The sequence below is a fragment of the Clostridium sp. DJ247 genome, assembly GCF_014231265.1.
This window is the reverse complement of record NZ_JABAIW010000018.1, coordinates 1-16,724: the sequence shown is the minus strand read 5'-3', so window position 1 is coordinate 16,724 and position 16,724 is coordinate 1. Positions and strand designations below refer to the sequence as shown.

Genomic DNA, 16,724 nt, shown 5'->3' with positions numbered 1-16,724 from the left:
AGTTATATTTTATAGATTGTTACGCTAGTGTTTTAAGTTCGTAAATATATTTACTCAGGAGGATACATTAAATGATTGAAGAAAAGCAGCGTGAACTGGAAGAATTAACTGATGAAGTAGATATAATACTTTCTGTTAAAGATAATATCTCACAAGAGGAAATACATAATTTTGTTAATAAGTTTTCTTTATTATCAGAGTATGATATAAGAGAAAAAATAGAAGAAATAACGGGTGATCATGTATATACGCAAGAATTTATTAACAAAGTTAATGAAGACACTAGTAATATAACTATAGGAATTAAGGATAGCTTTAAAAATGAACATATAAATTCTGAAACTAGAGATGATCCAAAGTCTGACAACTATGAAGATCATTTAATAACAGAAGAATCTAAAGAAGAAAAAGATAATAAAAATAATAATTATGATCAAGATATACAAAAAGAAAGTGACAAAATAAGGGAAGCTGCAAAAATAGAACATTCACAAGTACATAACAGTAATTTTACTGAGAAAGTTTTAGAACAAGCTGAACTAGAACATGAGTCTAATGAGTCTTTAGAACAAATACAAAATATAGAAGTTATAACCTTTGACAAAGACAATATTCCAGAAGTTTCTTTTGTAAAGGCAGAACTAAAGTACGGTCAGCTTTCTTTGGAATGGGGATGGCCAGCTGGTATAAATAAGATTCTGCTATGCTATAGAATGGATCGGTTTCCCGTTGGATCTACAGACTCATGTGCTTCACAAATTTTAATAAAAAGAGAAAATGGACTTGAGATTGGGGATTATACAGTTAATAAGGTAATAGAAGGAAATTATTATTTTTGTATTTATACCTTAGTAGAGTATCAGGGGAAAATACTATTCTCTGAAGGTCAAAGAAGGCTTGTAGTAAACAAGGTACCTGAGGAGATATTCTATGAAGTAAAAAGAAAAAGGAACCTTTTAGGTAAATTGAAAGTATTAGAACTAACTTTATCTACAAGTAGTAAAGAAATAAACTTGCCTCAACTTGTTCTGATTGGTAGGATCGGAAATATGCCTCTTCAAAAATCAGATGGAGAAAGTTTGTTTAGCACTGATTATCAAACTCTTACAAAGGATAAAACAATATCTTTTAATTTACCAATTGAAAATATAGGAAAGAATACCTATGTAAAATTATTCTTTTTAGATGATAGTAACAGTAAGGTATACAGAATAATATCGCCAGCAAAAGAGAGCTTATACTTTAAGTAATTATAAACACACAGCAATGAGGAGGTTTTACAATGAAGTTTAATTTTAAAAAGAAAGACTACTACATATGTCCATATTGTTTTTCAAAGCATAGTTTAAGTGATGTAGGTTTCATATGTAAAAATGATCCGGAAATATGCAAGAATGCGAGAGAAGCAACTATACTTAAGCCCAAAAATACAGAAAATAAAAATGAAATGCCGGATTCTGTATTTTGTACTGAATGTGGTGATAAAACCCATATAAAAATATGTCCAACCTGTCAAGCGGAACTGCCATTTGCTATTGGACAATACGACGACTTAGTATTTGCGGTAATTGGAGCGAAGGAAGCTGGAAAAAGTCATTATATTGCCGTTTTAATTGATAAAATAATGAATCAAATAGGATCGGCCTTTAACTGTAGTCTTACTGCAGTAAATGATGGAACAATAAATAGGTATAGAAATGACTTTTATAATCCTGTTTTTAAAAGAAGTGAACTGATAAGAGTAACTCGTTCAGCTAAATCAGATTCCTCTGTAAAACAACCTCTTATTTATAATCTTACATTTAAAGATCAGGGGATACTTGGAAGCTTTTTTAAAAGTAAAAGAATAAGTAATGTGGTTACAATTGCTTTCTTTGACACAGCAGGTGAAGATTTGGATTCAGAAGATACAATGAAGACTGTAAATAGATATATATATAATTCTTCAGGTATAATATTCCTCCTTGATCCTCTTCAGCTAGAAAATGTAAGAGAAATGCTTCCACCAGGAACTTCACTGCCAGAGCAAAACACAGAAATAGAAGATTTACTTTCAAGAACTGCAAATCTTATTAGAAAAGCAAATGGCATAAAAATGGACAAACTTATAGATATACCTGTAGCTGTGGCCTTTTCAAAGATAGATGCAGTGGAGCCACTAGTAGATTCATCTAGCTGTATACATTATTCCAGCAACCATATAAACAAGGCATGTTTTGATTTATCAGATTTCCAAGATATGAATGGAACTATGGAATCCTTAGTTAGAAGCTGGGGAGGGGAAAACTTCGCAAATCAGTTAAGCTCAAATTTCAAAGAATATGGTTATTTTGGGATAACTGCATTAGGTTGTAATCCTGAAAGTGATAAAATTACAAAACTAAGACCTCATAGAGTAGAAGATCCTTTTTTATGGCTTCTGTATAAACATAAATTGATAAAGGCGGAAAAAAGGAAGTGATGAGAGTATGGCAATTAAGCAGCTTTTTTATACTTCATGTAAAAAAGGACTATCCTCAGGCATGGGATTTCAAACATATTCTATGTCAAAGGGTATTACCAATGAAGAGAGAAAAGAGATAGAAAGTTATTGTGTATACATACCACCAGATAACCTTCCAACTCAGCCTTCCCCTGAAGAAATAGTTAAATTATTCCCAATATCTTTTTCCTCTTTTAGGACGGAAAGCGGTAAGTATTGTATTTGTCGTGCTCAATATACAGGTAAAGACTATTCCGGCAGGTATGGAAACTATTTTTGTCATGTACTTATATCAGATAAGCCTTGGAATTTCTATCCTATAGAACTCTATGGTTCTTCTGTTTTTAGAAGTCAATTAAATTTTGAAGAAGAAAACATACTAGAGATAGGTTATCTTCCAGAGCTTGAAGAAATACCTCTAGATAATGTAATTAATTTTCATACCATAAGCAACTTTTTTAAAGAGAGCTTAATGGATAAAAAACGAAAAGACTTCATACAGCTTATGAAATCAGTTATAGGTTATAGCAAGGATAAAAAAAGAATAATATTTTCTGATGATAAAGATGTTATTCCATTTTGGATTGCTGCAGTGCAAATGTCGCTGCCTAAAAAACTAGCACAACAATTTAGCTTTACTACTTATTGCTATAATCCAGAGGATTTAAATTATATCCTCTGTGCAATTGATAACAAAGGAAGTAAATTTAATTTTAGGGATAACCAGAAACTATATAAATATAATGTTTTTAATTTTATTGATGGATATAATGATGAAGTAGTATGTAACAGCAGTTTTGTAAAGAGAGCAGAAGTAGGATATACAGTTTCTAAAGAAGTATTTTTGCCTTTTATAAGTTTCCTTGATCAGTTTGAATATAATATTCTGGATGAGAATATAGATCATTGTATAAGCTTATATAATATGGTGAAAAAGGGAATAGAAAAATCAGATATAGAAAATGTTAAAAAGGCTCTAAGTTTTGCAATTAATTATAAATCTATAGATGCTTATAAGCAGATTTTTTACCAACTTGATTCTAAGCTTGAAAAAATCAGCACTCAGGTAGACATAGAGCTTGCAGAAATCATAACAAAGTTTTTGTTTAAAGCTGCCATAGAAGTAGGAAATAGCGAACATATAGGAAAAGCTTATGAATTCTTTTTTAATTCTATTCATTATCTTGTAGTAGATGTTGAAGAGATTATATTAGAAGATATAATAGATTTATATAATAGAATAAGAAACATTGAAGAGGTTTCTATTAGGGGATTTGTTGAAGTATCTTTAGGTACAACTAGAATAAAAGATATACAAACTTACCTTGAAGGCGGCAAAGTTAGGCATGCAAAGTTTTATTTTGAAACTATAGTATCAGATATAATTGCCTTTAATAATAAATGTGGTATTGACAACAGAAAAGTACTATTTAGCACAGAATCAAAGGAATATAAAAACATAACCATATTATTAAACCTGTGTTTAAAAATATTAATAACATCTTCACATGATATCTTAGATACTTTTAACTATTTTAAAAATGACTATGAGTATTTTCCTAAAATAATTCTTACGGCTTATTATATTAATAATTGTTCATATAAAGATAGCAGAATTGAAGAGTTATTAATGAATTTTATAATAGATGAAGGAAATAAAAATAATCAGTGGAAAAGAAAAACATACTCACAAATAAATAATCTAACTGATACAAGTGATTTTTTATTTTCAATATATAGTTTTGAATTAATGAAGAACAGTGATAAAAAAGATTTTTTTATAAATTACTGCAACGAAGTTTTTAAGTTTTTTCATGATTACAGAGATAAGAAGTTTTCGGATGCTCTTAAATTATATTTAGGAATCTCTGACAGTGAGGATACGTCTTTAGAAGAATACAGCAGAATAATAGATTTTGTAACTAAAAGCTCCATAATAGAGATTATTGATAAACCTGTACTTAGAAAGCTTTTTACAAATTTTGAAGAAAAAATTAATATAGAAAGTGTACCAGGAGAGGTTTATATTATAGAAAAGATATTTCAGTTGAAAGCTGATAACAATATAAAAACACCTTGTAGTATTACAGAACTAATACATACGGGCAGAAGAATTCAAAGCACTGGAATAGTAAATAGAGCTGCACTGCTGCAGGACCTTAAAGTTGAATTTTTTAATATGAGCGCAGATAAATACGAAAAATATTTAAAGTGGTTTTTATCAAATATATGTGTATACCTTAAAGATTCTAGGGATCATAGTAAAGTTAAGAAGGCTTTATTTTGTATGGAATACTCAAGTATTTTTTACAAAATATATATGGATACCCTGGAGGATATTGTACTTACGAAAAAATATAAGGATATATTAAAGTCTTATGATAAAGAAGGTTATGAAATATTTATGGACTTTATTATACTGGTATTTAAAGATATAGAAGATTTAGGTGAAGAAACAGAAAAAATTGTAGATGAAAGAATTATAAATATATTAACAAAGGTTTCTGAAAAGAAGCTAAAGGAATATGAAGCTTATCTCAGAGGTAAAAGTAATAACTTAAAAGATAAGATAGAGATAATGATACAGTGGGGAGAAATTACAAGAAAGCTAAAACAAAAGGGGCAAAAGAAAAGTTTACTTAATTTTTTTAAAAAGTAATTTGAAAGTTTGATTAATGTATGTTTTTATAGATACCTACAACTTAAATTTCGGACATGGTTATCTATAACAAATAAAGTTGTGTTTGCAGTAGTAGGAGGTGATTTTTTGGAAGATATACTTAGGCTTGTGTCATTAGTAGTTCTTGGTCTAGTAGGCGTTATTGCAGGAATTGCTCAGGGGCTTTTTAAATGTATTTTAAGTTATTTTAAGGGGTTCAGTTATAGTTTTAATAAAAAATATTCATTGAAAACTAAAGCAGAATTAGACGAGCCTTCAGTGGAAAAATACTTTTTCTATAAGCAATATGAGGATTTATTAAATACCTATAGAAGTGCAAAGTCTATTAATATCGGCTATATTTTAGTATTAAAGCAGCAGTTAACGGAAGACTCATACTTTACTTTAAGCAGAGTAAAAACTGCACAAGTAGCAATACAGATAGTTGGAACTTTAGTGAATATAATGTGTTTTTCTATACATTTTTTAATAATAACTGTTATAAGCATTCCTATTTACTTATATTATTCTATAGTAATATCTGTTGAGAGGATAAGATTTATAAAAGGTAAAATAGCAGGGGTATGCTCTCATTGCCATAGTAAATTTAATATACCTTATTATATATGTCCAAGTTGTGGTGAAATTCATAAAATGCTAATTCCAGGACCATATGGTATAATTAAAAGAAAATGCAAGTGTGGGAAAGTACTACCATGTACTAATTCAACAGGAAGGTTTAGGCTTAAGGCTATATGTCCTGTATGTTCTAAGGATATTGAGAGTAGAGAGTCATCGCCAATATGCATACCAATTGTTGGAGGAAAATTTGTAGGGAAAACCTCCTTTATGTATTCTACTATAAATGCTCTAATTGAGGATATTTCAAAGGAAAAAAAGTGGAATATAAGATTTTTAAATCAAAAATTGGAGGAGGAAATGGAAAAACATCTAGTCTTATTTAAAAAAGGTATTCCTCCAGAAAAAACAAGTAAAACAGATATGGACGTCTATAATGTTTTTATAAATTCAGACAAATTTTCAAGTGAAAAACTTTTATATATGTATGATATTGCAGGAGAGTATTTTGACTTGAGAACCAACATTAGAAGGCAAAATTATTACAAATATATCCATGGATTAATTTTTATTATTGACCCTTTGTCCATTGCTTGTGGAGAAAAAGATATTAAAGTAAAGGACCAATACAAAAATAGTAATTCCAGTGATACCAATGTAGATGATTTGATAGATCGTTTTATACTAGGGTTAAGAGAAATTAAACAAATTAAACTTAATAAGCTTATTGATGTACCCGTTGCAGTTATAGTAAATAAAATGGACTTATTTAACTATAATGGCAATGTGATAGACTTTCTCAGAGAAATGGGAGAAGATAAAGTAATAAGAAAATTTGAACATAACTTTGCTAATTATGAGTTTTTTTCATGTAGTGTGTTAGAAAATACAGATAACGAAGAAACTTATAAGGCAAAAGAAGTGGCGGAGCCTATAAATTGGATTTTGAGCCAAGCTAATAATGAACTTAAATAAAGTAAAACTTGAATCAGATAGGAGTATTAGAGCGGATAGTCATGAGATAAAATACAAAAGCAGGAGCATGAGAGTGATATAAGGAGTGTTATAATTTTGAAAAGTAAAATTAAATGGACTTTAGCTGTAGTTTTAATATATGTACTTCAGATAGTTTTTATACCTTTTTCAAAGGTTGGGGCTAGTCAGGCTTCCTCAAATATGGATGTAATTTTTGTATTGGACTCCAGTGGTTCTATGAATGACAGTGATCCAGAAGAAATAAGAACAGAAGCTATAAAAATGTTTCTTGATATGGCACAGATTCAGGGTAACAAGGTAGGTCTTGTGGCTTATTCAGATAGTATAGTGAGGGAACACAATTTAGATAGTATAAGCTCCTCTGAAGATAAGGATAGAATAAAGAATATGGCTTCAAATATTCCTTTTGGCCAAAAAACTGACACCGGATTCGCACTTCTAGAGGCAGCAAAATTACTAGATAGTGGTCATGATAAGAGTCATCAGCCAGTTATAATTTTGTTATCTGATGGAAAAAACGATCCACAAAGAAGCTTACAGGAATCCTTAAATGATTTAAATAGTGCAATAGATATATGTAAAGATAAAGGATACCCAGTATATACTATAGGCTTAAATTATGATAGCACTGTTGATAAAACACAACTTAATGATATATCTAATTCAACTAAAGGGAAAAGTTACATAACTAATACATCAGCAGACCTTCCTAGTATTCTTACAGATATATATGCTGATAACTCAAAGCTAAAAGTTCAAGATGGAGGAACTATAACAGCTAATGGTGACTTTCAAGAGTTAAAGGTTCATATACCAAATTCAAATGTACTAGAAGCAAATATATCTATGCTTTCTGATAAACCTGTAGAATTAAAGCTTCTAGATCCATCAGGCAAAACGGTAGCAATACCATCTCAAAATGCAATTTTTACTTCATCAAAAAAATACTCAATGCTTAAGATTGTCAAGCCTCAGCAAGGTCAGTGGACAGTGAAAGTAAAGGGTGTAAGCGGAAGTAATATAAAAGTAAGTTATATATTTAATTATGACCTCCAGATAGAGGCAAATTTTAATCCACAAAACCCTAAAAAGGGAGATAAAATAAAGGTTGAAGCCTATTTCAGCAGTAATGCCCAGAAGATTACGGATAAAGAACTGTATAATAACATGAAGGCAAAGCTTCTTGTTAAAAGCTTAAAAGACAATTCAGTTAAAGAAATACCTTTAAGTGTTGGAGAAGGTGTATTTAAAGGAGAATATTCTTATTTAGGAGACGGAAAGTATGAGCTTAAAGTAAGAGTTGATGGAAATAGCTTTTACAGAGAAAGCAATGCTGTAGTTATAGGAGACGAGGCGGGTAAAGCAGCTTCAAAGCCTTCTGCAAACACAGCTTCTAAAAATACTATACTTAAAAATCCAATAGTGTTAGCTATAGTTGGAACTATATTAGCAGCTGTTTTAGCTTATTTGATCATAGCTCTAATAAGGAAAAAGCGTATTCAGGGTTTTGGTAGAGTAGAGTTGCATATTAAAGATGAAAATACAGGTGAAGTTTTGCCTCCACAATTTAGAAATTTAGATGGTTATACAGGAAGCTTTACTCTATTTGATGTATTAGGTTTAAAAGAAGAGTATGCAGAGACTGAAGCTATAAGATTTATATTTGGAAATGATGATAGTATAGAATTGATTAATAAATCAGACTGTGCTTTGCAAAGATCTGGAAAAAGGCTTGGAAGTGATTCAAAAGTAAGACTTTATAATGGAAATAAGATAACAGTATTTTTAAATAAAGTACCAAAATGTATAATAATAGAATTTCATGCTAAATAGAATATATGGTTTTATAGTGGAAACTTATAGGAATGGAGGAGCAATATGAACAGTAGAGTTAGAGAACATCTTCAGGATCTTGAAGTAAGCAAGGGTGGAGGTATTATAAGTGATAAAATACGTATAGAAACTATATCTAATCCTGTACTTGTAATAGGTCTTGGAGGAACTGGTATAGATGCAATGCTTAGGCTAAAATATCAGATAAATAAAAGATTTGTTCTTGATGAAGATACTATTTCAAACACAAGAAAGGATAAGCCTAAGAAAGTAGAGTTTTTAGGTTTTGAAACTAATCAGGGAGAAAAAAACAAAAGATATCCAATGAACGGAGGGGTAGGACTTGATCCTCAAAGCGAACTAGTTATGCTGTCAAATGCAGAGTTAAGGTCTATTTTAAATGATAGAAAAATATTAGATGATTGTATAAAGGAATGGCTAGCTCCAGAGCTATCATCAGAAAGTGGTACTGACGGTGCAGGTGGAATTAGACAAGTTGGAAGACTTTTACTCTTTACAAAGATTAATGAGATTGTTGACTGTATTGAAAAGAAGATAAGATTATTACAAGAAGATACAGAAGAAACACTTCATGTATTTATACTATCAGGACTTTCAGGAGGAACAGGAAGCGGTACCTTTATAGATATACCCTACATAGTAAGGGGTATAATGAACAGTATTTATGGTTCAAAGGGTGACGACAAGGTAAACATAATGGGGTATTTATTCACTCCTGATGTTAACTTATCAAGGACCTCTGATAATCAATCTGCACAATCCTACATAATAAAGAATGGTTTTGCAGCACTTAAGGAATTGGATTATCTTATGGGTATAGGGGACAGACATGAGAGATTTACACAAAAATATAGAAATAGACTTACTGTTGATTCCCCAATGCCTCCATTTAATCTTTGTCATTTGATTTCTGCTACCAATGTAGATGGAAGACCTATGAGCAATGCTTACGACTATTGTATGAATGTTACTGCAGAAAATATTGTAAACTTTATGTCTAATGAAGTAAGAGAGTCCGGTGGAGTATTTGCAATACAAGACTACATAAGTAATTTAAAGCAAAATACAGACAATATGGCAAAACCTTATATGTCAAATTACAGATATGTAATAATAGGTGCTTCTTCTGCCGTATTACCTCTTGAGGAAATAACCACGTATCTTGCATATAAACTTTTTGAAAAAATGCAGTATATGTTTGATAATGTACCTACAGAACAAGAAGTAGACCAGTTTATACGACAGCTTAAGTTAGATGAGGACTCTGTAATTGAAAGATTTGAGGAGCAGCTTCAGAACAGAAAGCCTCTCACAGGCTACAAGAGTAGAGAAAGATATAATTATGATAACGTCATAAAGAAGCAATCAGTAGATATAGATGATGAGATGAAGGAATATTTAAGGGATTGCACAAATGAGTATAATAAAGTAAAAACTCAGTACCCAGGACAAGTTCAAAGTACTGCCAGAGAAATGGTAGATGGAATTTTTAAAGATCCTAAGAAAGGGCCTTTCTATGCATCTAGAATGTTGCTTTCTCACAGCTTCTGTGTGGTGAAGACACTAGAAGTACAAATTACATCTCTACAAGAAAGGCTAACAAATATATCTAGAGAAATAAAATTTAAGAAGGAGTTATCTGAAGATAAATTTATAGAGGCAAGAAAAGCAATTTTGTTTACTAAAGAAGGTAAGAAAAATGACTACATAGAGGCAAAAAGTGAAGAGTATATGCTAAGGTCTGAAGAAGAAAGAATTATGAGAATGATGGAGTTCTACAGTAGGGTAATTCAGGACTTAAGTGAATTAAACAGTAAGATTTATAGAGTATATACTGAGATACTTAATGAATTAAATAAAGTATTTAAAGAAGATGGAGACATACTTGCTAAAGGTGAAGAAATAGAAGGTGCCCTTGGAAGAACTTATTCCTGGACAGTAGTAAAAGTGCCAGATTTAACAGACTACATTGAAAGAATTGTAAACAAAGAGACTGCGGATGAGCTTGTAAGAAGATTCTCCTATAAGCTTTTAGAGGAATCCCAAAAGTGGCTTGATGAGGTTCGTATAGATGTAGTGGGTTCAATTTCAAATTTTGTTTCTGAGGAATATGGAGATGTAATAACGCAATCCATGGAGGATTTCTTAGCACTTGAATATGGAGAAGATAAGTCTATAATAAGTATAATTAAGGATGAAATTGGACCAAAACTTGATAAGGATGCAGTTCCGATTTTTCATATAAGCAATATGGAGGCACTAAACTTTCCTACATGGAGTATGGTTTCAGTTCCTAGAAATGCAAAGAAGATTCTTGAAGGAATTAAAGAGTACAAGAAAAATTCTCACAAGGGAGATTCTATCAATATTAAGGAAAGTATGGTGACAAATAGAATATTCTGGTTAAATACTAAGAATGGAGTTCCACTTTATTCTTATGCACCTATAAAACATTATGAAGAAATTTATGAGAAAACCTTGCTTGAACGTGATGGAATAGGAAGACATTTATATCAAAATGGAGACAGAAACTGGGTATATCTGCCTTCACCAATTCCAGAGCAATCCTGGGGCACAACTTATTTTAACGAAAGAATAAAGAAATATAATATAGAGGTAAGGAACCTATTTGATAGGGCTGTAGAACTTAGATGTATAGTAGATACAGAAAAGAGCAGTAATGAAAGATATAAATGCATTGTTACTGAGCAGTTCTGTATTGAGAACTTTATGAAAAACTATAAAACTAATATAGAAGAGGGCATACCCAATATAGGGGAAACAAAAAGAGCAATAGCAGACATTAAAAAGCTTTTAGACACAGGTCTCACTCCTATAGAAAACCATGATATGCAGAAATATTATATTTTTGAAGGCAGTAATGAGGAAAAGGCAAAAAACAATCTCATAAGAACTCCTGAACTTACAAAGCTTGTAATAGACGAAGTTGAGAAATACGAAAAAGTTATAGCTAAAAAGAATGAACTTGAAAATATAATAAAGGATTTAAGTAAGGCTGAAGCGGATATAGATAATTTCTTAAGAGCATTATATACAGATACTATAGTAAAGAAAGGTGTATTCTATGTTTACAATGACGGGGAAGATAGTAAAGTAAATATAGAACCCTTCGTAAATGCTCTAAAACAAAAAGAATATCATCATGAAGCAATATTCCGTAAATATGTTGCACTAGATGAAAGAGAAAGAATGATTGTAGACAAAACCTCTGATAAAAAGCTTGAGCAGCTTTCTATGGAAGATGGAGTGACAACTCTTATTTCAAATATAAATACTCTTTTAGACAATGTTAAGGGGTTAGTTGAAGAGTTAGATACTAGAAGATATCAGTTGATAAATGGAGATGAACTTTTTGCTTTTTATAGTGACATACTTTTAAGAGTGCAAGAGGTAAGAAAGCAACTAGAATAATGGCTTTGAAGGTAAGGGTTTAAACCTTGCCTTCCATTTCCTTATTGTATTATATTACGGAGGAATATTTATGGAACAGGTGTTAAAAAGATTTGCAGAAGAATATGATTTAAAGGTAGATAGAAGAATTTATAACGGCGATGCCCAAAGAAGTGCTAACAATCCTATACTTTTCGTGTTCATAGGTGATAGTGTTAAGGCGGCATATGAACATATTAGCAGCAGTATAAAGGAAAAATGGGACAATGGAGGAGGCATAGCTTTTATCAATATTATAACAGATAACATAGATGATAAAGATAACTGCTTTAATTTTCAATTTAGCTGTGATTTTAAAGATAACAAGAAATTGAGAAGGAATATTAAAGAAAAGTTTTATAGTGATAAAAAAAATCTAGAGAATTTCAACAAGAAAATAACAATGGCTAGAGATAAAATATTATCCAGTGGAAACTTGTTTAATTCCTTTGAAAACATAAATATTTCTGTTATTACTACATCAGATGATCCTTTAAATATAATAATTCCAGAGATAACTATACTTATAAGGAAAAAGATGCTTGAGGTATTTAAAACTGGTTCAGCTGATCTTTATATTCTCATAAAAGAAAAAAATGTAGAAGATGAATTTTTTTCTAAGGCAGTTTCAGTAAGTTTTTTCAGAGAAATAGAATATATACAGAAGGATAGTTTTAAGTTTAATGAAAAGATAGCCGTTTATGGACAGGACAGGGAGCTGCCTGCAACTTGGACTGGACCTGTATTTTATATGATCTATGTTCTAGAAGAAAAAAATGAAAGAGGAATAATACCGGCTGCATCTATGGATAACAACTATGAGATAATATACTATATTAATCTCATAAAGAATAGAAACATAAGCGGAGAAGCTTATTCTGATACAGAAAATCAGTATTATGATAACAGCAGATTCAAGGCAAACATAACCAGGGAAAACTCTATAAATAGATATATTACAGCTGGACTTTCCAAGGTTAAAAGACCTAATGGAGCTATTGCTGTCACCGTTTTAAAGTCTTTTTATGAAAGAGTTATAAGAAAACTAAATGAATTTTCAATAAAAGAAAAGCAATCTATAGTTGAAGTTTTAAAAATAGATGAAAAAAGTGTAGCTTCAAAGTTAGAGTCTATGTTATGTGAAGGTATAAGCATAATGGATATGAACGGAATTATGATGTGTAACGCTTCAGCTGTGGAAAAAAGACTTTCAAAGCTTACTTTAAGACAAGTAGAAGAAAGCTTATATGGAGATAGGTGCCAGAGTTTCTTTGTAGAAAACTTTATAAAGGTTTCAGAAAATAATCTACCAAATATGAATATAGAAAAGGAACTGAGAGGTTTGGTGCGGGAATGTATATTAAACAATCCTAAACTAGGTTTATACTGTGCTTTTAAATGGACTTCTGAAGAAGGGGATGCAGTAAAATACTTAAGAGAAAAAATTAAATCAATGACTATGCTTATAGACAATATAAATAATGAAATACATGATATATATGAATCAAGATTTGTGGAAAGCTTTAGTCTTAAAAACCTTTTTAGTAAAAACAAAAGTATACAAGAAGTAAGAAAAAAAATATTTGCTGACATATATGATAGAAAATTACAAGTTTTAAAATTACATCTGTCAAAAAAAATTATTCAGCAGTATGAGTTTATTTTATTAGAAATTCATGAGGAGGTTTCTTTTGAAATAGAACAGCTTAATCACATTGAGAAAACAATTAATACATATGAACATGAAATAATAAAACATCAGAATGAGTATACAGCACAAAATGTAAAAATTTATTACACAAATGTAGTGAATGATATTGTTGATAAACTTGAAAGAGAATATGGTGAGGCCTTTTATTTACAAGATAAATATATAGGAAGCCTGTCAGAGAATATAGAAAACGGAAAAGAAAAAGTACTTGAAAGAATAACACTATTTTGTAGTAAACATATCTTAACACAAGAAGAATTTAACAAATCCTTTGAAGAAGAGCTTAAGGAAAGGGCTAATGTTAATCTGTCGGATTGGGATGGTAAAGTTCTTTCTAAAGAAGAGCTTTATCGTAAACTTTATAATATACTTGACAGTAACTCAGCACTTAAGAGTTACTTAATGAACTATGATGTAAAAGGGTATCAAGAAAAATACTTCTTTGGAGATTACAGCAGCAGCTTTATAAAATATGCTTTTGACTTTGATAGAAAAACTAGAAGCTATAAGATAGGATATATACATGAGATAAGGAGCAGCGGTATTGAAAAATTAAATCTAATGGGGGGATTTGGAGCAAAGGATATTATATATATAAGAACTGCAATTGAATTCTATAATTATTGTTTAGAAAATGGATATTCACTTCATGGAATTGATGTGGAACTGCTGCCCGAAATAAGCTAATTGAAAATGGGGGTGTATTTACTTGGTAGAGAAAAGAATAAATTTGACTATGACCATTATGAGTTTAGTAGGTGGGGTAGCAGGGTTTGTTATTGGAGAAATATTGATAAGTGTGTATCAATACATAATACCTCACAGTATTCTTATGGGTTTGTACTTTGGAATTCTGGCGTTATGTATAGGACTTATGTGTGTTATAGCAGAGATGATAAATCCAAGACTTAACGGTTTAAGCTGGAAAAATAATTATTTAAAAACCTCATTTAAGTTTTTAATTCCTTGTACTTTAGTTTTGCTTTTTATATTCGGATCGCTTTTTCAGTTCTTATATGAAATAAGTACAGGAAAAGTTAAAAAAATTAATGATGTTGTAGTAATTATAGATACCTCCGCAAGTATGAGTAAAACCGATCCGCAAAATGAAAGGTTTTCAGCAGCTTTAGATTTATTAGATAGTATGAATAAAGAAAATAGAGTTTCTTTTTATAGATTTGACCATGCTGCTGAACAAATACTGCCTATGACTGAAGTTACGGATAAAATGAAAAAAGACATGGTTGATAAGTTAAAACTATACGAAAGCCCTAGAGGGAATACAAATATGGGAGATGCACTATCTAAAGCTTATGATGAAATAAAGACAGCAGAAAAGCCAGGTAGAAATGCAATGGTAATTTTGTTATCAGATGGCGGAGATACCTATGGTTTAGACAAGAAGTTTGAGGAAACAATTAAACCCTTTAAAAATACAGGTACACCTATATATACCGTTGGAATGTCTAATGAAAATAACTTTTATATGCTTAAGAAAATATCAAGAGCAAGTAGCGGAAACTATTATAGTGTAAAAGAGGTTAAGGATTTAAAAGGTATATTCAATAAAATATATAAAGATACACAGCAAAGATTTCTCATGGACAAGAGAAACGGAATTTTTGAATCTTATATATTTTATATGATACTTAGAGTAGTATTAATTACGCTATTAGGATGTTTAATAACTATAGGCATAAGCCTTGTATTTGATAACAAAAACTTACTAAAAGGCTTTTTAATAGGTGGTATTATTTCAGGAATTATTTCAGGTCTCATTGTTGAACTAGGGTTTTTATATTTTCCGTGGTTAGGTACAGTATATAGAGCACTAGCAGATATAATTATTGCAGTAGTGTTTACCCTTATTCCTATAGATGTGGATATAAAAGACTATTCTAAAAATACTTATACCAGCAAGAATATAACTATTAATATAGATGAAAATAAGGGTTTTTATAATACCTTTAGATAAGAATTAGATAACCACAGATTAAAACTTGAGCTACACTAGTGCACTATAAATACTTTTAATCAGTCTAGAGGAGGGCGCTATTAATGAAGATAGTTGAACTTTCGGATAGCCATAATGAAATATATGATTTAAATTATGAACTAGATTCAGACAGGTTTACTATAAGATGGAGATGGCCTAAAAATATAGATATAGTATATATATTAAAGATAAGTAGCCTTGATGATTTTTCATTGGATAATATAAATGAAAATAGTGTTAAGTTGTATACTAGAGAAGAATATAAGGAATTTAATGGATACTGTGAAGCTATAAAAGAAGTTAACCAATATAGATACTACATTTTCTCAGCTGTTGAAGATAAAGGCAATATTCTACTGTTAAAACAAAACAATGGTAAAAATCAATTAACAATAAATACAGGAAAACCTGAAATTTTTTATGAAATAAAAGAAATGAGATCTTTTAAAAGCTTCTTTTCTAAAGAAAAAACTATACAGATTATTATAAATTCAGAAACAGCTTTAAACAAAGATGTTTTATGTTATGTAAAAAAGCATGGTTCTTATCCGGTTAACAAGGATGATGGCATATGCTTTGATTTTATCAGTAACATTCAAGCTGGCAGAAGTGTTATGCCAGAAATAACAGTAGATAAAAATGAATATATAAAAATTTTTATAAAAGATGTAAATAAGTATGGTAATGTTTATGATCTAAAACAGGAATAATCTTAAATATTTAATGGTACGGAAGAGATAGTTATATAAAACCATTTTAAGTTAAATTCCGGGCGTGTTTATCTATAGATAGTTAATTGTAAAACTGAACTTATCTAATTTGCCAGCTTAACAATAAATATTAATATTCTAAATACATGTTGAATAAAGAAGTGGCAAATTAACATTATAATAAGTTAACTTATAGAGTTAACTATCTATATATAGATTTGGAACTTTTAAATTTAATTTATGTAGCATAGCGCATTGCTAGATTGTGCCACCTTTAAATAGTTTAA

The 16,724-nt window shown here is 30.2% G+C and carries 9 protein-coding genes; all 9 read left to right on the top strand.

Translation table 11 applies throughout. The features are described 5' to 3' along the window. Positions 1–71: 71 nt before the first annotated feature. The 9 genes from HGI79_RS08980 (at position 72) to HGI79_RS08940 (ending at position 16,437) form a co-directional block, all read left to right on the top strand. Positions 72–1,250: a hypothetical protein gene (locus HGI79_RS08980; RefSeq protein WP_185650384.1), complete on the top strand. Its 1,179-nt coding sequence runs from the start codon at positions 72–74 to the stop codon at positions 1,248–1,250. A gap of 32 nt (positions 1,251–1,282) precedes the next feature. Continuing rightward, on the top strand, positions 1,283–2,461 hold the full coding sequence (locus HGI79_RS08975) for a hypothetical protein (protein ID WP_185650383.1): 1,179 nt from the start codon (positions 1,283–1,285) through the stop codon (positions 2,459–2,461). Between the two features lie 7 nt (positions 2,462–2,468). After that, the gene (locus HGI79_RS08970; RefSeq protein ID WP_185650382.1) at positions 2,469–5,141 is read left to right on the top strand and encodes a hypothetical protein; all 2,673 of its coding nucleotides are present in this window, start codon (positions 2,469–2,471) and stop codon (positions 5,139–5,141) included. Between the two features lie 108 nt (positions 5,142–5,249). Continuing rightward, a complete protein-coding gene (locus tag HGI79_RS08965) occupies positions 5,250–6,695 on the top strand; it encodes a TRAFAC clade GTPase domain-containing protein (protein ID WP_241428174.1) in 1,446 nt (481 codons plus the stop codon). Positions 6,696–6,791: 96 nt separating this feature from the next. Next, positions 6,792–8,549, top strand: a complete 1,758-nt coding sequence (locus HGI79_RS08960) for a VWA domain-containing protein (protein ID WP_185650381.1) — start codon at positions 6,792–6,794, stop codon at positions 8,547–8,549. Positions 8,550–8,594: 45 nt separating this feature from the next. After that, complete coding sequence (locus tag HGI79_RS08955; protein ID WP_185650380.1) at positions 8,595–12,002, top strand: tubulin-like doman-containing protein; 3,408 nt, start codon at positions 8,595–8,597, stop codon at positions 12,000–12,002. A 70-nt stretch (positions 12,003–12,072) separates the two neighbouring features. Further along, the gene (locus tag HGI79_RS08950) at positions 12,073–14,418 is read left to right on the top strand and encodes a hypothetical protein (RefSeq protein ID WP_185650379.1); all 2,346 of its coding nucleotides are present in this window, start codon (positions 12,073–12,075) and stop codon (positions 14,416–14,418) included. 22 nt (positions 14,419–14,440) lie between these two features. Next, positions 14,441–15,706, top strand: a complete 1,266-nt coding sequence (locus HGI79_RS08945) for a VWA domain-containing protein (RefSeq protein ID WP_185650378.1) — start codon at positions 14,441–14,443, stop codon at positions 15,704–15,706. Positions 15,707–15,789: 83 nt separating this feature from the next. Beyond that, the gene (locus HGI79_RS08940) at positions 15,790–16,437 is read left to right on the top strand and encodes a hypothetical protein (protein WP_185650377.1); all 648 of its coding nucleotides are present in this window, start codon (positions 15,790–15,792) and stop codon (positions 16,435–16,437) included. Positions 16,438–16,724 lie beyond the last annotated feature (287 nt).